Source organism: Chryseobacterium sp. FR054 (assembly GCF_056844565.1).
In genome coordinates this window covers 1-19,049 of record NZ_JBXDSA010000008.1, presented here as the reverse complement: position 1 = coordinate 19,049, position 19,049 = coordinate 1, and the positions used below count along the sequence as shown (strand labels likewise).

Sequence of the window (19,049 nt, the reverse complement as noted above, 5' to 3'; positions counted from 1 at the left end):
CAATGAAAATAGGCATACTTTGCTATCCCACCTACGGAGGAAGCGGAATTGTAGCAACAGAACTCGGAATGTCTCTTGCCAACAAAGGCTATGAAGTACATTTCATCAGCTCCGCACTTCCCGCCAGATTAGATATTACCAATCCCAATATTTTCTTTCACAGGGTAAATGTTCAGACTTATCCGCTTTTCCAGTATCAGCCTTATGATATTGCATTAAGTTCGATGATCTACCGTGTTGTAAATCTTTATAAACTGGATCTGCTTCATGCCCATTACGCGATTCCCTATGCATATGCTGCATTCACGGCCAAACAGATGCTGAAGGAAGACTGCAATGATATTCCTCTGGTGACTACGCTCCACGGAACGGATATTACCCTGGTAGGACAGCACCCAAGCTATAAACATGCGGTGGAATTTTCGATTAACCAGTCTGATGCTATTACTTCGGTTTCTGAAAGTCTGAAAAAAGATACCCTTCAGTTCTTCAACATCAAAAAAGAAATCCAGGTTATTACCAATTTTATTGATAATTCTGAATTTGATGACTGTTCGGAATGCCAGAGAACCCAATTTGCCAATCCTGATGAAAAAATTCTGATCCATGTTTCCAATCTGCGTCCGGTAAAGCGCGTGGAAGAGGTACTTCAGATCTTCAAAAATGTAGAGAAAAAGGTAAAATCAAAGCTCATTATCATTGGTGAAGGCCCGGATATGGAAAAGGTCAACCAGTTTCTGGAGGAAAATCCTGAACTGATCTCAAAGATCCGTCTTTTAGGAAAAGTAAATGACCTGTATAAAATTCTGCAGCTTTCCGATGTGTTTCTTCTCCCTTCGGAGCAGGAAAGTTTCGGTCTGGCTGCTTTGGAAGCGATGGCAGCTTATACTCCGGTCATCAGTTCCAATGCCGGCGGGATTCCTGAAGTAAATATTCAGGGAGAAACCGGATTCCTGGCAGAGATCGGTAATGTGGAAGCGATGAGCAATTATACGATCAAGCTCTTGAGCAATGACGAGCTTTTAACCCAAATGAAACAGAATGCCAAAGATCAGGCGATCAAGTTTGACCTGAAAAATATTCTTCCGATCTATGAGGAAATGTACAGAACAACGATAGAAAATTTTAAAAATAAAACGGTGGCAGATATCAGCTGATGATCTGATAATATCCCCCCATGACTATCTCCTGCTTTCACAGGAGATTTTTTTTGCTCCATTGTATAATTTTCATTTAAAACCTGAATATGGCGAAAGAATAAACTGAAAAATAAAATCCGGAAACCATTCCTGCTACTTATAGAACAATATTCAGAACAGTTCCTGAAAACTTTAAAGATCAGTCATGAAATATCTTTTATTTATCGTACTTTTAAGAGTAACACTTATGACAGAAAAACTCCTTCAATATCTTTGGAACTATAAAATTTTCCGGCATTTTGACTTCAGGGACACTGAGGGTAATGCTGTTGAGATCATCCATTTCGGAAAATGGAATACCGATGCAGGACCCGATTTTTCAGATGCCCGGATCAGAACCAAAGAACTGCTGATCTCCGGGAATATAGAACTTCATGTAAAAACATCAGACTGGATCTTCCACAATCATTCCGTGGATCCCAATTACCGGAATATTATTCTTCATGTAGTTTTCCATCACGATACCGAAATTGACGACCTCAGCTACCGGAATGTTCCCACCCTGGAGTTAAAAAATTATATTGATGAAAATATCCTGTGGAAATACGAAAAGCTGGTAAGCGGCAAAACCTTCATTGCCTGTGAAAACATTTTCAATCCCGCTCAAATACCGGTGATGTTTCATGAAGAAAATCTTCTGAAAAAACTGGATGAAAAATCCCTGGAACTGGAAAGAAGCCTGGACCTCCATAAAAATAATTTTGAAGCGGTACTTTTTCACAGCCTTGCTTACTCTTTCGGACTTAAAGTAAATGCACAGATCTTCAGGCAGATCGCAGAAAGCATTGATTTCAGCATCATCAATAAGATACGGCAGAATGAAGCACAGCTTGAATCCTTGTTTTTCGGAATCTCAGGATGGCTTGACAAACCTTTAGACGGGCAGATGATTATCTGGAAAAGGGAATTTGAATTTATCAGGAAAAAATTCAACCTGACCGGGCTGACATTCCATCCGAAGTTTTTACGGCTCCGCCCTCCTAATTTCCCCACCATACGCCTTTCTCAGCTGGCTGATCTTTATTACCGCCATCAGAATTTATTTTCCAAACTCATTAAAGCAGAAAGTGCAGAAAAACTTTACCGGGTATTCTCCCCTGTCAAAGCATCAGAATACTGGGACTGTCATTTCAATTTCGGAACAATCTCCAAGGTTATGCCCAAAAGTCTTAGCAGGGATTTCATCGAGCTGGTTATCCTGAATACTATTTTACCTTTAAAATATACCTATCACAAATACCATAAAGAAGAAGCGGCAGAGGAAGTTCTCCAGTTTTACCGGAATATAGCCGCTGAAAAAAATACAGTAACTTCAGGATGGAAAAAATTAGGAGCAGACTGCAAGAACGCCCTGGAAAGCCAGAGCCTGATTTATCACCATAAAAGCTCGTGTACCGAAAAAAATTGCTTAAATTGCAGTATTGGATTTAAACTTTTAAAAGACTCTTCAAATGTTTGATAATATCCGCCATAAGATGGAAAGAGAATGGTTCGGAGTTCTTACGAGAACCGGGGCTAAATTGGGAATTCCTGTATCCAAACTAAGGATATTCTTCATCTATTCCACTTTTGCCACTGCCGGTTTTTTCTTTCTGATCTATCTTGGGCTGGCTTTCACCCTTTGGATCAAAGATATTTTTATTACCAGAAGACCAAGCGTTTTTGACTTATAATTATGGAATTTTTACCGATTACCACTGCTGATGATTACAGGGTTCAGGAAATCTATACTTCCTATACCTCAACTTTTCCTGAAGATGAAAGAAGAGACCGGGAACAGTTTACCGCTCTTTTTTCCAATCCACATGTAAAAGTAATATCTGTACTGCACGATTCGCAGGCTATTGGCTACCTGATTATCTGGGAGCTGAGTTCTTATACTTTTGTAGAACATTTTGAAGTTTTTGATGCGTTCAGAAGCCAGAAACTGGGTTCGCACATTACAGGGTATCTGTTTAAGACTTACCCCAGAATAGTTTTGGAAATAGAACCGGACCATCTGGGCGATGATGCTAAAAGACGCTATGCTTTTTACCAGAGAAACGGATTTACCCTCATCGATGAAATGTATGTACAGCCCAGCTACGGGGAAGGGAAGAATTCCCTGGATCTGTGGCTGCTCGCCAACTACTCCCCTGAAAGCCTGAAAGAGGTAAAAGAGGAAATTTATGATGTAGTATATCATTAAAATATAAAAACGCCGGATTTCTCCGGCGTTTTCAGTGTATGTCCTTTTAAGTTCTTTTGTGATCTTTTTAATTTATTTTCAGGATTGGAGTTCTAATTCACCTGATATTCAAGCTTGATCGTGATACTGGCCTCTTTTTCTTTGGATGAAGTATTGAAAGTTCCGCCATAGGAATAGTCTTCATTAGAATTCGGTGCGGTAATCTGAATCACTCCCATTGTTGCTTTTTTAAGGCTTCCAAGACTGCTTCCTGAATTTTCTGCAATCTTTTCGGCTCTCTCTTTTGCATCTTTTGTAGCGCTTGCGATCATTTCCTGCTTTACTGTTGCCAGCTTGGTGTAGAAATAAGAAGGTGAAGATGAAGTGAACTCAATGCCGCGGTTGATGATCTCGGTAATATTCCTGGAAAGATTTTCAATATTGGCCACATCTTTACTTTCAATAGAGACTTTCTGCGTCAGGTTATAGCCTGAGAATTCCCCCTGTACATAATTCCCGTTGGAATCGTTATAGCTTCTGAACTGTTTCTGGATATCCACAGAAGAAAACACGATCTCGTTCTCTTTTACTCCTTTTGAAAGAAGATAATCATGGATGACCTTACGGTCCAGCGCCAGTTCGTCATATGCTGATTTTAAATCCATATTGTTTTTGGAAAAACTTCCGGACCATGTGATAAGGTCGGATACGAACTGTTTGGTACCCAGTCCTGTTACAGAAATCGTATTTTCAGATTTATTCCTGTTTTTTACAGCGTTGCCTAAGAAAGCAAGCCCGATAACAAAGCCAAGAGCCGCTATTGCTACCGCGATAATGTTCTTATTCATAAAATATTGATTTGATGCATCTTTAAAGAATATTCACATCAATTTTCATTCCTTTTTTAAGAATCTTTAACATTATTCCTGATTTTTACGCTGCCTGAGACGTTCAACATAAACAGGAACCAACTCTTCCATTTTCAGCAGCGTTCCGGATATATTTCCGGCTCTTACGTACGTACGGATTAAAGGCTGTGCGGCAAATGAGAATTCTATAAATTCCGGGATTTTATCCGGAGGAATTCCCACATTCGAAAAATAATCCTTATCCACCCTGTCCCTTACCCAGGTAATATCCGCCTGAAGATCATCATACCGGTACTTTCTTTTCTGTCGCCTTGCTTTACCGCTGATCAGATCAAAGGCCCCCTGCACATCCAGCGATCCCAAAAGTATCGGCAGCAAAACTTTCTTTACTTCGGCAGGTTTTTCCCTCATTTTCCCCACGGGTTCAGGAAGTCCCACCGCCTGTTTAACCTTTTCCGCCTTATTTTCTCTGGCTGCCATTCTGGAATCTACTGAAAGGTCCCCTGTTGGCTTTCTCACTACTTTTACCTCTCCAACATCTGTGGGTATGGGAATAAGGGTAATCATGAGTTGTGAATTAACCCCGTCAGTAAGTACTTTTTTTGAAACCCTGTTGAAACCTTCTTTTACAAACCTCAGCTCATCACCGGGAAAAGCTTCAATAGCAAACATTCCGGCTGCATTGGAAAAAACCTTCCGGTCAGTAGACATATTGATCACAATCACAGAGCTAATACTCTCACCGTCGTTATCTGTGATACGGCCTGTAACCGTCTGCTGGGAAAAGAAATTATTGAACAGAAAAATAATGAAAAGAAAAACCTTCTTTCCTCTGAAAAATTCAATATTCCTGTATATATACTCCACTCTTTTTTCAAATATAATAAACTCAGAATTGTTATTGGCTATCCAGTTTGTTTAATTTACTGTATTCGCTAAAAGCCACCTGCAATTCCATTAGGATCACATCTTTTCTAAAATCTTTTCTGTATTTCTTTGCCATTGTTCTCGTATCATTGGCATAAATGAGAAAACGATCTATCTGTTCATCTTCCATTCCATATTTTCTGAGAAACCCTAAATCGATATCCGTTTTAATTCTTCTGATAAAATCCTGTGTTTCCGTAAAATTGGCTTTGGTAATTTTGGGATTCTTTGATTTCTTAATGAAATTGGCCGCCACTTTAAGAACACTGAAAACATTGACGTAACCTGCTTTAAAATCATGACCGGTAAAGCTCTTTGAAACAGAATGATCCGGCAAAGGCTCTTTCAGCGGGCTTTTTATATAATCTCCCAATTCCGATTTCAGAGCACCGATTTTTCTTGATTCATTGAGATATTTGTTGTCCTTTTCCAGATTTCCTGTGGGAGTATAGGTAATTTTCACTTCAGGAATCTCTATTTCTGTTCTTGTAAGGTTTACGGATAAAGGAGTATTGAAATCTCCTTTTGAAACCTTTTTATCAAAGCGGTAATATCCTTCTTTTACAAACCTTATTTCATCATTTTCCGAGGCATCAATGGTAAAATCTCCTGAAGTACTGCTTAAAGTACTTTTCTGACTGGAAATATTGATAACCAGAACAGGGTTGATCTCTGTACTGCCGTTATCCGTAATTCTTCCTGTCACTTTTTGCTGTGAAAAGACCGTAGCAGACATTAGAATCAGAATACCACAGAAGTATTGTCCGGTATACGTTTTCATAAAGGTTATCGTTGCGTTTGCGGAGCCCTGTAAGAAGAGACTCTCATCATTACAGCACGTTTAAAACGGTTCAGGTCTGCATCGCTGCAGAATCCGTATTTCAGAATTGTTTTTCTTTCGAAACCGCCGGCCAGAACATAGCTTATAAAATGGTCAATCTGGGCTGGTTCTATTTTAAGATCAGAAAAATATTCTGCGCCAAGAGCTGTTTTCAGATAGCTACCCAGATCAATATCATCCCATTTGTTTTTTATTTTTCCAATGGAGAATCCCTCACCTTTAGGCTGTACAAACTCTCCTGGTTTTGCCGCAAGTATTCTCGGATCAGATTTCTGGGCAATATAACGGTCTATATCTTTCACCAGCTTCTCTACCTTTTTGGGTCTGTTGAGATTTTTGGAATCAATCTTCAGATCTCCGGTAATTCCCTGCTTAACTTCAACTTCGGCAATCTGGATTGTTTCCCTTTCCAGAATGACATTGATGGGAGCTTCGATGTTTTCTTTGGTTACTTTCTTTACAAGCCGTACATATCCGGATCTTATAAACCGCAGCTCATCTCCTCCCCTTCCGGAAATCATGAAATGCCCGTCTCTGTTGGTGACCACTCTTTCGTCCGTTCTTATGTTGATAACTGTTACATCCTGCATTTCGGTTCCTTCTTCAGAAGATACTTTACCAAAGATGTAGTTCTGGGCATGCGCATAAATGGAGAAAAGAGTGAATAAAATAAAGAATAGTTTAATTTTCACGGGCAGTTTTTTATGCAACAAATCTAAAATTATTTTTAAAGCAAACTACAAGTTTAACCACAGTTAACGTGTTTTAGGATTTCTTTTTAAATTTTGCCTCTAAAAGTGTTAAAGACCTCATTATAATTGTTAAAATTTCACTTAAATTTTAGCTAACTTGCAGTCTCAATTCTAAAATCAGTAATGCACAATTCTTACACGGTTATCAATGCTTCTGCCGGCTCGGGAAAAACGTATGCCCTTGTCCAGCGGCTTCTGATGATCTGTCTCCGGTATCCTAATCAGCAGCAGTCGATCAGGAATATTCTGGCGCTCACCTTTACCAACAAGGCAGCCAACGAGATGAAAGAAAGAATTCTGTCCTGGCTGGGGAATTTTACTGCGGATAATTTTGCAGACAACGCAGATCTTAAGAATATCCAGCGGGCATTTGAAGCGGAAGGTCTGAAGATTACCATTGATGAACTTCATGTGCGCTCCAAAAGATTACTGGATTATGTGCTTCACAATTATTCAACCCTGAACATCGGAACGATAGACCGTTTCAACTCCAGGCTGGTAAGAAGTTTTTCTTATGAACTGGGGCTGGCGAAAAATTTTAATCTTGAAATAGAGGCTGAACCGTTCCTTATTGAAGCTGTTGATAAAATGCTGGATCAGATCGGAGAAAATGATGCCATCTCCAGTTCTTTCATGGATTATGTGGATTACAGCCTTGAAAACAATGAGAGGATCAATCTCAACAAAAACCTTTACGATTCGGCCAAAGAGTTTGTAAAAGACATTCATTACGAGCATCTGAAAAGCAACAGGGATTTTGATGATACCAATTATGAAAACATCAAAAATACGCTTCGGAAAGAAATTGTTCAGAACAAAAAAAAATCTGCTGAACTGGCTGCAAAATCGGTGGAACTCTTCCGTTCCAGAAATATAGAAGTTGAAGATTTTGCTCAGGGTAAAAACGGGATCGGAGGTTTTTTCACCAAAGTCATTGATTTTTACCAGCAGAAAAGACCCGGATTTCCGTTTCCTACGACCCAGGAAGAGTCTGTTGTTAATAATTACAGAAAAGGGGCTTCCTCCAAATCAAAGAATAAGGAATCTGAGATTTTTGAGATCCTCGATCAGCTTCTTGAAAACCGTATGCAGCTGATTCTTTTGTATATTGAGACTCAAAAGAAAGAAAAGATTCTCTCTGCCCTGCTTCCTTTAAAGGTTAATAAAGATATTCAGGATGAGCTGAGGAAAATTGAAGAGGAAAATGACCTGGTGCTGTTATCCAAATTCAATATTCTGATCAACGAAAATCTAAGGAATGAGCCGTCCGCTTTTATTTATGAGAAAGTGGGTTCCCAGTTTCAGCATTATTTCTTTGATGAGTTTCAGGATACCTCGGAACTTCAGTGGCAGAATTTTGTTCCCCTGCGTGATCACAGTGTTTCCTCGGAATATACTTCCTTTACGCTGGTAGGAGATCCCAAGCAGAGTATTTACAGGTTCCGCGGCGGGGAAAGTAAGCTGATGCTGGATATCATCAACAAAAAAGAATTTTCTCCGAGACAGGCAGATCTTCTGGTACTGAAAGACAACTGGCGGAGTGCTAAAAATATTGTTCAGTTCAACAACGAACTTTACCGCTATCATTCTGAGGGACTGGAAGAGGAACACCGGAATATTTTCGGTACGGATGCGGAACAGAATCCGAAATCCAGGATCGACGGCCGGGTGAAGGTAAGCCTTATTGAAAATCTTACCAATGAGGATTTCTACAATGATACTTCCGAAAGGATGCAAAAAGATATCCAGGAATGTCTTGACAACGGTTTTAAGTTTTCTGATATCACTATTTTATGCCGTGGGAATTTTGATATTTTCAGCTATTCACAGAAGCTGGGAAATCTGAAGGTATATTATCACGGCGAAGAAACCAATATCAAAACCATTTCGGATAAAGGCCTCACCCTTGAACTTTCCAATACCCTGAAGGCTGTTATTGAATTCCTGAGATGGGAGATCAATCCCAAAAACCGGACTAACCTGATCATGCTGATGTATTATCTGAATACTCTGGGCAGGATTCATATGGCTGATTTCACTCTGGAAATGAAAGAAATCCTGGAAATTGAAAAACATGAGGACATTCTTCAGTTTATCCAGGCAAAATACGCCCTTAAACTGAAGCAGGATCATTTTCCCAGATTCAACCTGTATAATTTTGTGGAATATTACATCAATGAATTTTCTGTTGAAAATAAAGAAACCGATTTTCTGATGAATTTCCTTGAAATGCTTTTCAATTTTACACAGAATGCCGGAGCCAGCACAAAAGAGTTTCTGAAATACTGGGATGAGGAAGCTTCTGCCTACACCATTCAGGCTTCAGAAAATATCGATGCTGTGCAGATCATGACCATCCATAAGTCTAAGGGACTGGAATTCCCGGTTGTATTTATTCCGATGATGAATAAGAACCGGGACGGTGAGTTTACCAATTGGTTTGATACACAGAATGATGATGCTCTAAAATCCGTTAATATCAATCAGTTCAGTAAGACGCTGGAAGTCTACGATGAAGAAATTGAAAAATTCAACAAAAAGAATTCTTACAAAAATCTTATAGACAGGCTGTGTCTGCAGTATGTAGCCACAACCCGTCCTGTTGAACAGCTGTTCTTTTATCTTCAGAAAGCCAGCAAAACATCCAACAATCTTGAGCTTCTGGAATTTTTCAATGGTAAAAATACTGATCAGGCAGATGAATTTGATCTGTATGAAACCTCTCCTGAAAGTCTCAGAAAGCATTCAAAGGATAAGGCATCTTCTTTTAAGACCAAAGATATCCAGCATCTGAAAAATGTGAATGAAAAGACGACTTCCATCAGGATCGCAACGCCTTCCAAAAACTATCAGGTACGGAATGAAAAGGTAAGAATCGGGCTTTTCGTTCACGAACTGCTCTCAAAGATCAATACAAAAAAAGATACCGCCAAAGTACTGGAACGTTACGTAATGGAGGGACAGATTACGCTGGAAGAAAAAAACAAAATTGAGGAAACGCTGCTTCATATTATCGAAAAATACGCTGAATTCTTTGATGAAAGCTGGCAGGTCATCAATGAAAAAGATATTATGATCTCTGAAAACGGTGAAAGCCATCTGTTCAGGCCCGACCGTATTTTAAAAAATGATGAAGGCTATATAATTGTAGACTTCAAAACCGGAGAACCCACAGAAAAAGATCAGCTTCAGATTGAAGGATACAGAAATATTCTGGAAAAACTGGGAAGAAATGTTTTGAAAATACAGCTGATCTATCTTTAATTTTTTTATATTAGCTCTTATCGTAAAAATACGACATCAAATCGTAGAAGTACTACAAAATGTGAAAGTTACTGTGAAAAATTTTCTAAATAATTTAAAGTATTTTACATTTGCCGTACAATCACTGATGCAAATATTATTAACCATTAAAAATTTATTATCATGGCAGCAAACTCAAGAGGAATTTTAAAATTCAATGGCGGTGAAGGTCAGAAATTATTAAAACTGAATTACAGCGTATCCAGAACCACAGATGTTTCAGGACGTGTAGCTTCGGATCCCTCTAATGCACTTATCAAAATTACAGTAGAAGCAACTGAAAAATCAGATATCCTGGAAAGCTTACTGAACGGAAAGTATAAGCCTACAACAGGAGAAATCACCTTTAATAAATCTCACGAAGAAGGTACTCTTATTACTTTAAGCTGGGAAAACGGCTATGTAATCCAGCATCAGGTAGAATTTGATGCAGTGGATGAGAACAGTATGCTGATCAGTTTTATCGTGAGTGCAGAAACTATTGATTACGGTAACTCCAAATACTACGGTTTCTGGCCGTCTTAATTCCTGCTTACTACCTTATATGAAGATCATCTTATAAAGGTGGTCTTTTTTATTTTAAAAGTTTAAATAATCCGTCATCCCTTTTTTATTTCTAATCCGGATAACATTCTTATTTTTAAGGGATAAACATGAAAACGTTATTCCATGAAAATTTATCTTATTTCATTTCTGATAAGCATTGCCATTCTGATTGCCGCGATCCTTGCCGTTTATGAAATTGCAGATTATACCAATCCGCCTGTAACAGCAGAAGGAAAGCGGTATATGCCCACAGAAAATGTTTTTATTGCTCTGATATATGGGTTTTTCTCTGCTATTTTATCTTTTTTCATTTCGGTAAGAATACTGAGACGAAGACTGGAAAAGTAAGACTGATCCATATCAACCGTTTCTTTTTTTAACTTTTCACAACAAAATTTAATACAATTTTATATCCGGATTTTTTTAATGATGATATTTTTGATTTTGTTTTGCCGGACAAAAATATACCATGAAAAAATATCATTACAGAGCTGTTCTTAGTCTCCTTACTTTTCTAATGTTCTTTAATATCCCGGCACAGAAAAAAAATCTTACGGAAGACGAGAAAACTTATCTTAAAAAATTTATTTATCCCCTACAATCCGTTGAACCCGGTTATCCTGAAACTTCTGATCTGAAAATACTGGACAGATTAATTGGAGATTCTAAAATTGTTGCATTGGGAGAGGTTTCTCATGGTTCCGGCGAGATTTACAAAATGAAAGACCGTGTGCTGAGATACCTGGCTGCCCATAAAAATTTCAGTATTTTTTCGCTCGAAGCTTCTATGCCGGAATCCTACATGATGAACGAATATACTATGAACGGAAAAGGAGATCCTAAAATTTTCCTGGATAAAATGGGGTTCTGGACATGGCAGACCGAGGAAATGCTGTCAATCATCAACTGGATCAAAAAATACAACGAGACAGCTCTCCATAAAATACAGTTTACAGGATTTGATATGCTGTACACCGGAGGTGCAGCAGAAGAAATAAAGAAAATCTGTACGGCCGGCAGTATTTCACAAAATGAAGCCGTACAGCTTTCTGAAATACTTGCACAAGGTAACGGAAAACCTGGAAAGAATGACATTACCGGCAGCGAAAAGGCAACTCTGAAGACCCTTCTTGAAAAACTTAAAATATCTTCCCAGTCGATAAAGGATGAGAAAGAAAAGAACTGGTTTCTCCAGAATCTCCGTATCATCGAGCAGAATATTGATAAATCGGCTGCGAAGAGAGATCTTTATATGGCCCAAAATATTGAGTGGATCATCTCACAGAATCCGGATGCCGGAATGATTGTTTCAGCCCATAACGGACATATCAGCAGCCACCGGGCAAAGATGGGAGAATATTTAAGGCGGGATCTGAAAAATGATTATGTTACTTTCGGGTTTGCCTTTTACAGCGGAAGTTATACTGCATTTGAGCGGAAGTCTAAAGTAACCGGGCCTTTTCCGGCACAGACGGCCTATGAAGGTACAGCGGAGCACCTGCTGAATTCACTGGATATCCCGATTTTTATTCTGGATCTTAAAAGCCTCAGAAAGGAAAACAATGATGCGGCAAAGTGGATTACAAAGGATGAAATAAAATTCAGAAGAACAGGTTCTACGGTAGTTCCGGAAGAATTTAAGGAAACCAATATCTCTGCTGATTTTGATTATCTGATCTTCATTAAAGAATCTACCCATTCCAGGCTTTTAGAATAATAAAATAACCCCGCCGTTCTCCACGAACGGCGGGGTTTATCTTTTTAGCGTATTATAGAGATTAAGCGGTAGTATCGGGTGTAAAAACTCTCTGAGCCAGCTCCTGATCAAAAAGATACAATGCGGAAGGATTATCGCATACCATCTTGATCTTCGTTACATACTGTGAAGCACTTGCTTCTTCTTCTACCTGTTCATTTATGAACCACTGCATAAAGGATGTTGTTGCAAAATCTCCTTCGTCATTAGCATTCTTTACAATATTGAAGATACTTTTCGTTACTTTTTTCTCGTGTTCCAATGCTTTCTCGAAAATATCCGTTGCATTTTCAAACTGATGGGGAGGTTTTGCAATTTCCCCGATAATGATCTCTCCTCCTACATCGTTCAGATAATCGAACATTTTATCTGCGTGCATCAATTCTTCTTTGCTCTGAACTCTGAAATAGTTGGCAATTCCGTCCAGGTCTTTTCCTGAAAACCAGGCAGACATGGAAAGATAGTATTGAGCGGCATATTGTTCGTGAGCGATCTGCTCGTTAATTAATTTTGCAATTTTTTCGCTGATCATAAGTATAAATTTATATTCAAAAATAGGGAATAAAAGCCCGAAATCAAAAGTTTTAATGAAAATTAATACGAAAAGGATGGGAAAAATCCCATCCTTCACACATTAAAAAATCAAAATTATGAACGTTTATTTTGCATCGGGAACAGCCGTGTTCATCGGCTTTTTCATCATTTTTCTATCCTTCATAGCCATTCGTCTTTGTTCCATTTTCGCTTTTCTGTCGGCCTGCCATTTATCATATTGTTCAGGCGTAAGGATTTTTTTCATATCTGCATCCATCTGAGCTCTTTTAGCCTTCATTTCTTCCATTTTAGCCATTCTCTCTTCTTTATTTTTTTCAAAATTGGCCTTCGTTTCAGCTTTTCTCTGTTCCTGAAGAGCTTTAATCTGAGCGACCTGAGATTGGTTCAGGTTAAGATCTTTCTGCATCTGTGCCAGACGTTCCTGTTCTTTCTGCTGCATTTTCTGTTTCATTTCAGCGGCTCTTGCCTGTCTGTCCTGAGGAGTAGTCTGTTGTGCCATTGCCAAGCCACTCATTCCCACTATTGCTATTGCTAAAACTAATTTTTTCATCTTAAAAAATATTTAATTAATTGTTATACATCTTTTTGATTATAAGTTAAAACAGAAGTTAAATGGAAATATTCATAAAAATTGTTAAATTATATTATTAAAACAATAATTAAACAAAAAAAAAGGACAGATCCTAAAATCTGCCCTTCACACCACTTAAATATAATATATGAAAATTAATTATTCGCCAGTCTGCTTCGGAAACCTCCGGTATTACTATTGTTGTTGTTCTGTGGTCTCGGTGCTGAGTTTTCAGATCTGAAACCACTGTTATTCCCTCTGAATCCACCGCTGCTTTCTCTTCCCGGAGCTTCTCTTTTTATTTCACTGTTTCCTCTGAAACCGCCATTATTACCAAATCCGCCTCTGGTTCCGCTATTGTTGTCGGATTCTCTCCGGAACCCTCCGTTGTTTCTCACACCGTTATTATCGTTACGGAAACCGTTGGAGCTCTCCGATCTGCTTCTGTTGTCTGCCCGGAAACCTCCGGTATTGCTGCCGTCTCTCACAGAACCTCTGAATCCGCTATTCGGTCTGGCACTTGCCCGGAATCCGTTAAAGCTTGGATTATCCATTCTGTGGAATCTTGACCGGTCCACACGGTAAATATTGATATTAACATTTCTGTATCGGGGCATTACCGCATATCTAGGAGCATAATAGGTTCTTCTGTAATTCTGGAAATAAACAACAGGGCTTGCTCCGTGATAGTAATTATTCTGGAATACCACAAATACTCTTGGTCCTAAAATTCTTTCCAGTGCATAGAATCTGTCATAATACCATCGATCCGGATTGTAGCGGTAGAAATTATCCCAGGCTGAAAAACTTACATACAGGTTATTCAGTCTCAGAATCTGATCGATCTGCCAGCGGTTTAATCCGTTTTGCCTGAAGAAAACATTCCAGTTTACATTGACGATACTGTTCCGGTAGTCGTTGTAATAATTCTGGTAGTAATCGCTTGGATAGTAATCCTGAGGATAGTTGTAATAATAATCATCCGGGAAATAGTTTCTGTCATCTTCATCAGAATAATAGCCATTTCCGTTCTGATAATTTCCATCGTCTCCCCAGCCGTTATTTGGATATTGCTGGGCGGAAGTCAAAGCTGCCAGTCCCAAAGCCAATCCAAAAAGTATTTTTTTCATCTCTATAATCGTTAATTGGTTAATATATAGTAGAATATCCCTATTCTACTTCTTTGATATAAATAAAAAAAAGAAGTTAAATCCTGAGATAAAACTTCTTTTCAACTTATCATTAATCAACTGATAATCAGATGTTAAATTTATACTCTTCCACTGTCTATGATCCAGTGTTTTATCTTTTCATTGAAGTATTTCTTTTTTTTCAGATCCTCCAGTTTCAGATGCATTCTGTAACGCCAGTAGTGTGGAAATACAGCGGGATCATTGATTCTCTCATGATCCATATTTTTATTGGTAAGCTCCGGATCCGTTGCGAGGAACTCCTGAATCGGGAAAATAGCAAGCATTGCATCATTATAAAGATGCTGTTTCATGATTATTTCCGCCAGGTGAGCATCCATTTCCTCAGGAGCTTTTCCGTACTGGATCAGCTGCTGATTAAAGTATTTCTGTGTAAGTGCAGGATCTTCCTTCCACCATTGCCGTAAAGTAGAGCTGTCATGGGAAGAAGCCGTTACTACGTTCATATATCCTGCATTTTTAGGATTATAGAACGGAATATTCTCCGAAGGCATACGCTGTACTTTAAGGGCTACAATAGCCAGTTCATCCATGACAACAGGCACACAGGCGGGAACCATTCCCAGATCTTCACCACAAATCAGCATTTTGGTTGCATTCAGGATCACCGGAAGTTTTTCCATTGCTTTTTCCTGCCAAAGATGATCCTGTCTCCTGAAGAAATAATCATGATAAAGATCGTAGATCGCTTTCTGATCCCATTCGGACAGGTATTGATAAGATTCTGTATGATAAACATTGAATCTCGGATGATAAACCGTTTCCCCGTTTCTCTCTTCTGTAAGGAACAGTACGTTGGCACACAGTGAAATGAGCTTTTCTTCTATGAAACATCCCGGATTCTTTTTAAAGAAGTCGGACAGTTTTCTCTGGGTGTCAAATTCTTCTTTAAATGAGTAGGTCCCGTCACTGTTATGGTCTATATATTTTAATGCTTCGGTTGTATTTTCACCAAAATAATCCCACAAGATCTTCTCATTGATAAATGGCTTACAGTATCTGTTAAAGTCAAACGATATGTTCCATGCTTTAAATTCTTCTGCCACAACAGGAACTGCCGGATAAAAATAGCCTAAGATCCCCTGTACGGCAGAAACCGGCATTCTCCAGATTCTGAAGAACCCCAGGATATGATCAATTCTCATCGCATCAAAATACTGTTCCAATGCTTTGAACCGGTTTTTCCACCATCTGTAATCGTCCGCCTTCATGGCTTCCCAGTTATACGTCGGGAATTCCCAGTTCTGTCCTAATTCTGTAAACTGATCAGGAGGTGCCCCTGCCTGGAAATCCATTCCAAACAGTTCGGGTTCCGTCCATGCTTCCACAGAATACCTGTAAATCCCGATCGGAAGGTCACCTTTTAAAGAGATCCCCAGACTGTGTGCATAATCAACAGCATCTTTCAGCTGCAGATGAAGCTGGTACTGTACCCACGCGTGAAGCATTGAAGCATCATAATCTTTGCTTTTGGCGGTAAAAAACGGGGCTATTTTCCCTGCGATGTATTTTTTATGGGTTTTCCACTCGTTGAAATTCGGAGTTTTATATTTATCCCGTAACACACAAAAGGCAGCATAGGGAACCAGCCAGTGATTATTTTCTTTTATAAACTTCTTAAAGCCTCTGTCTTTATAAATCTTATCTTTCTCTGCATTGAAAACGGCTTTCAGATACTTCCACTTTCCCTCGATCATTTTTTCATAATCAATCAGATCAAGTGCATTTAATGCCTCTTTATCAGACTGATATTCTGAAACTAAATCTTTCGGTATAGAAAAATCAAGATTCTCCAGTGAGATATATTGCGGATGAAGTGCATATACGGAAACTGCTGCATAAGGATATGAATCTGTCCATGAATAATTTGCGGTAGTATCATTAACAGGCAAAATCTGTATAATACCCAGATTGGTTTCCTTATTCCAGTCTGCCAGTTCTTTGATATCAGAGAATTCTCCTACACCGAACCCGTTTTCACTTCTCAAGGAAAACACGGGAACTGCCACTCCTGCATCATGATACATCTGGTATGCCTTGAATCTGAAATAATGATTGGAAACCACCTGAAGAACATCTTCCTGAGGATTGGAAAGTGTAAATCTGTTCTCCCCCGTTTCCACATCAATGATCTTTCCTTCCTTAGTATCATAAATACAGTATTTAAACTGAATAAATTCATTTTCCGGAATTTCAACAGAGGTTTCCCAGACTCCGAAATCGGTCTGCTGAAGATGGATAGCCTTATCATAATTCCAGTTGCCGAGTGATGCGGTGTTTCCGAATAATACTATTTTCCAGTCGGGATGATAAACAGGCGCTTCAATTCTGAAAAGATGGGTATGCTTTTTCAGGACCGTTACTTTTTCAGGAACAAACTGATTGAGCTTATTGTAAAGAATTTTATTGTTTAAATAGTTTTCCGGAAAGTTTTTGTTATTCCATTCATCAAAAATCACAAACTCTTTATAATTGTGAGGGAAATTAAGATGATGCTGAACAAATTCTTTTCTCAGAATATTGCCTTTTCCATCGATAAGCTGATATTTATACGAAATGGTTCTTGAGAAATAATCCACTTCACATTTCCACAATCCGTTTTCAGCGTAAAACATCGTATAGGACTGTACGTCTGCTCCTTCCTGATCTACGGTTACCAGCTGAAGATTTTCTCCCGCTCTGGCATTATATCCTACATTAAAGTATAGCTTCATCCTAGATTTTTTATAAAAATACATTTTAATATCGAAAAATAAAACTTATTGAATATCAAATAATCATTAAAAACCCTCTTCAAAAATTAATTGAAAAGGGTCTTAATTTTTCCGCAAAGTTAACCAGAATTCTGCGTACTACAATTGTGACTTATTCTGTCACGAGAATTTTTTTGTTCAGTAATATTTTTCCTGCCTCATTGGTTATATTGACCATATAAGCTCCGCTGACCAGATTTTTCAGATCAACCTGCTGATTCATAGAGCCGTCTTTTACAATAAGGTCCTGTTTCATTACACTTTTACCTGAGAAATCAAAGACGGTAAGTTTAATTTTTCCTTTTACTGTTTTATCATTCACATTAATATGGATAAAATGTTCATCTACTCTTGTCGGATAAACATCAATTCCGGCTAATGTACCTGATGATGTAATTCTGTCATTAGCAAAATATTTACTGGCCAGATCATAGATATGCGGCTTTTCTTCACCAGGAAGAAGTTTTGCCTGAAGAGACTTTAAATCTACTTCGTATAATCCTGCTCCTTTTGCACTTGCAACCACAACTTTACCCTTTGCATTCACAGCAGAACCGTTTACTGAATAGTTTTCAGGAAGACCTGCAATCTTACCTACAAATTTCGCTTTCAGCTCTTTCGTTGTAATTTTAAAGACATTTCCGGAGGCTGAGAATACGTAGAAATTATTATCCGAATCAGCGATCATATCTCCTCCAAAACCTGTTTCCATCACTGTAAATGAGTTTTTCCCATTGGAAGCGTCATCTTTTACGATCCCAAGATCACTTACCGTGTATTGACCATTCTTTTTACTGATCTGAAGAAATTGTGTTCCTGCATTATTCATTGCATAGATATTTCCGTCATATCCGGCAGACATTCTTGTTATATGAGAATTAATGTCACAGGAAGTCACTCTTACAGCCGCATTTTCCACTAAAGTAATTTCCTGGGTGTTTGGATTCAGAATATAAATATTGGAAGAAAACATCGGCATATATACCAGATTATTATTGGAAGCATCATATGCCAGAGCCGCCATTGTAACCGCCTGTGAATGGGCATATGTACTTTTATCTTCCGTTACCGGGCCTTTTCTTGACTGAGAAAATACTTTCGCCGGAGAATCCACAGTAAAGACTTTCTGTCCGGAGGTTCCGTTTGTTGCATCAATCGTTCGTAAATCACTGAAGACAATACCTGGAGTCTCTTTTCCTGCAATGGCAAAAATATCCTGCTGTGCCTGGATATGTACACCTGATAACAGCAGAAATAGAGGGAATAAATGTTTTTTCATAATTGGTAGAATTTAGATTCGTAAGCGTTTTAGTATGACTAAGTTACGTAATTTACCAATTAAAATCACAAAAAATATCATTCATTTCAATAATATTTACAATAAAACAACCAAAACTATGATATTATGATAAATGAGAATTACAGAAAAGCTATATCTTATTGTAAGGCTTATAATCAATTATCAATAATCTTTTTCCGGAGCTTTATCCCGCTATCCGCTCTTACTCCTCGCGCCCTGCTTTGCCATAGCCAAATCCTTCTTCTTTTCCTTTTATGCTGTGGGGTAACCGCTGCTATCGGGGCTAGGGACAATAGTAA

At 38.5% G+C, this 19,049-nt stretch carries 17 protein-coding genes; 8 read left to right on the top strand and 9 right to left on the bottom strand.

Annotated elements, in window-relative coordinates; all coding sequences use genetic code 11:
- The first annotated feature begins 2 nt into the window (after positions 1-2).
- The 4 genes from bshA (at position 3) to AC106S_RS22935 (ending at position 3,387) form a co-directional block, all read left to right on the top strand.
- A complete protein-coding gene (gene bshA, locus AC106S_RS22950; protein WP_482442216.1) occupies positions 3-1,157 on the top strand; it encodes an N-acetyl-alpha-D-glucosaminyl L-malate synthase BshA in 1,155 nt (384 codons plus the stop codon).
- Positions 1,158-1,344: 187 nt separating this feature from the next.
- A complete protein-coding gene (locus AC106S_RS22945) occupies positions 1,345-2,658 on the top strand; it encodes a DUF2851 family protein (protein ID WP_482442215.1) in 1,314 nt (437 codons plus the stop codon).
- Complete coding sequence (locus tag AC106S_RS22940) at positions 2,651-2,872, top strand: PspC family transcriptional regulator (protein WP_034725857.1); 222 nt, start codon at positions 2,651-2,653, stop codon at positions 2,870-2,872. The genes AC106S_RS22945 and AC106S_RS22940 overlap by 8 nt, the downstream gene beginning before the upstream one ends.
- Positions 2,873-2,874: 2 nt before the next feature.
- A complete protein-coding gene (locus AC106S_RS22935) occupies positions 2,875-3,387 on the top strand; it encodes a GNAT family N-acetyltransferase (RefSeq protein WP_482442214.1) in 513 nt (170 codons plus the stop codon).
- Positions 3,388-3,479: 92 nt separating this feature from the next.
- Here the strand turns inward: AC106S_RS22935 and AC106S_RS22930 are convergent, their stop codons facing one another.
- The 4 genes from AC106S_RS22930 to AC106S_RS22915 all read right to left on the bottom strand — a co-directional run bounded on the left by AC106S_RS22930 (position 3,480) and on the right by AC106S_RS22915 (position 6,695).
- Positions 3,480-4,214, bottom strand: coding sequence for an SIMPL domain-containing protein (locus AC106S_RS22930; protein WP_482442213.1), 735 nt, complete (start codon positions 4,212-4,214; stop codon positions 3,480-3,482).
- A 72-nt stretch (positions 4,215-4,286) separates the two neighbouring features.
- Positions 4,287-5,102, bottom strand: a complete 816-nt coding sequence (locus tag AC106S_RS22925; protein WP_482442212.1) for a carboxypeptidase-like regulatory domain-containing protein — start codon at positions 5,100-5,102, stop codon at positions 4,287-4,289.
- A gap of 31 nt (positions 5,103-5,133) precedes the next feature.
- Positions 5,134-5,943, bottom strand: coding sequence for a hypothetical protein (locus AC106S_RS22920; RefSeq protein WP_482442211.1), 810 nt, complete (start codon positions 5,941-5,943; stop codon positions 5,134-5,136).
- Between the two features lie 5 nt (positions 5,944-5,948).
- Positions 5,949-6,695 carry a hypothetical protein gene (locus tag AC106S_RS22915; protein ID WP_482442210.1) on the bottom strand — a complete coding sequence of 249 codons (747 nt, stop codon included), beginning with the start codon at positions 6,693-6,695 and terminating at the stop codon, positions 5,949-5,951.
- A gap of 183 nt (positions 6,696-6,878) precedes the next feature.
- On the opposite strand from AC106S_RS22915, the gene AC106S_RS22910 reads away from it, so the two are divergent.
- The 4 genes from AC106S_RS22910 to AC106S_RS22895 all read left to right on the top strand — a co-directional run bounded on the left by AC106S_RS22910 (position 6,879) and on the right by AC106S_RS22895 (position 12,321).
- Positions 6,879-10,019 carry a UvrD-helicase domain-containing protein gene (locus AC106S_RS22910; RefSeq protein WP_482442209.1) on the top strand — a complete coding sequence of 1,047 codons (3,141 nt, stop codon included), beginning with the start codon at positions 6,879-6,881 and terminating at the stop codon, positions 10,017-10,019.
- Between the two features lie 162 nt (positions 10,020-10,181).
- Complete coding sequence (gene tssD, locus AC106S_RS22905; RefSeq protein WP_482442207.1) at positions 10,182-10,583, top strand: type VI secretion system tube protein TssD; 402 nt, start codon at positions 10,182-10,184, stop codon at positions 10,581-10,583.
- Between the two features lie 144 nt (positions 10,584-10,727).
- Positions 10,728-10,952 carry a hypothetical protein gene (locus tag AC106S_RS22900; protein ID WP_482442206.1) on the top strand — a complete coding sequence of 75 codons (225 nt, stop codon included), beginning with the start codon at positions 10,728-10,730 and terminating at the stop codon, positions 10,950-10,952.
- Between the two features lie 121 nt (positions 10,953-11,073).
- Complete coding sequence (locus AC106S_RS22895; RefSeq protein ID WP_482442204.1) at positions 11,074-12,321, top strand: erythromycin esterase family protein; 1,248 nt, start codon at positions 11,074-11,076, stop codon at positions 12,319-12,321.
- Between the two features lie 61 nt (positions 12,322-12,382).
- On the opposite strand, the gene AC106S_RS22890 is transcribed toward AC106S_RS22895, so the two are convergent.
- The 5 genes from AC106S_RS22890 to AC106S_RS22870 all read right to left on the bottom strand — a co-directional run bounded on the left by AC106S_RS22890 (position 12,383) and on the right by AC106S_RS22870 (position 18,729).
- Positions 12,383-12,892 (bottom strand): ferritin, encoded by a 510-nt coding sequence (locus AC106S_RS22890; protein WP_482442203.1) that lies wholly within the window; start codon positions 12,890-12,892, stop codon positions 12,383-12,385.
- A gap of 126 nt (positions 12,893-13,018) precedes the next feature.
- Positions 13,019-13,465, bottom strand: coding sequence for a hypothetical protein (locus tag AC106S_RS22885; RefSeq protein WP_482442202.1), 447 nt, complete (start codon positions 13,463-13,465; stop codon positions 13,019-13,021).
- A 176-nt stretch (positions 13,466-13,641) separates the two neighbouring features.
- Positions 13,642-14,616, bottom strand: coding sequence for a hypothetical protein (locus AC106S_RS22880; protein ID WP_482442201.1), 975 nt, complete (start codon positions 14,614-14,616; stop codon positions 13,642-13,644).
- 140 nt (positions 14,617-14,756) lie between these two features.
- Entirely contained in the window at positions 14,757-17,411 is a 2,655-nt protein-coding gene (locus AC106S_RS22875; RefSeq protein WP_482442199.1) for a 4-alpha-glucanotransferase, read from the bottom strand.
- Positions 17,412-17,562: 151 nt separating this feature from the next.
- Positions 17,563-18,729, bottom strand: coding sequence for a T9SS type A sorting domain-containing protein (locus tag AC106S_RS22870; protein ID WP_482442197.1), 1,167 nt, complete (start codon positions 18,727-18,729; stop codon positions 17,563-17,565).
- Between the last annotated feature and the right edge of the window lie 320 nt (positions 18,730-19,049).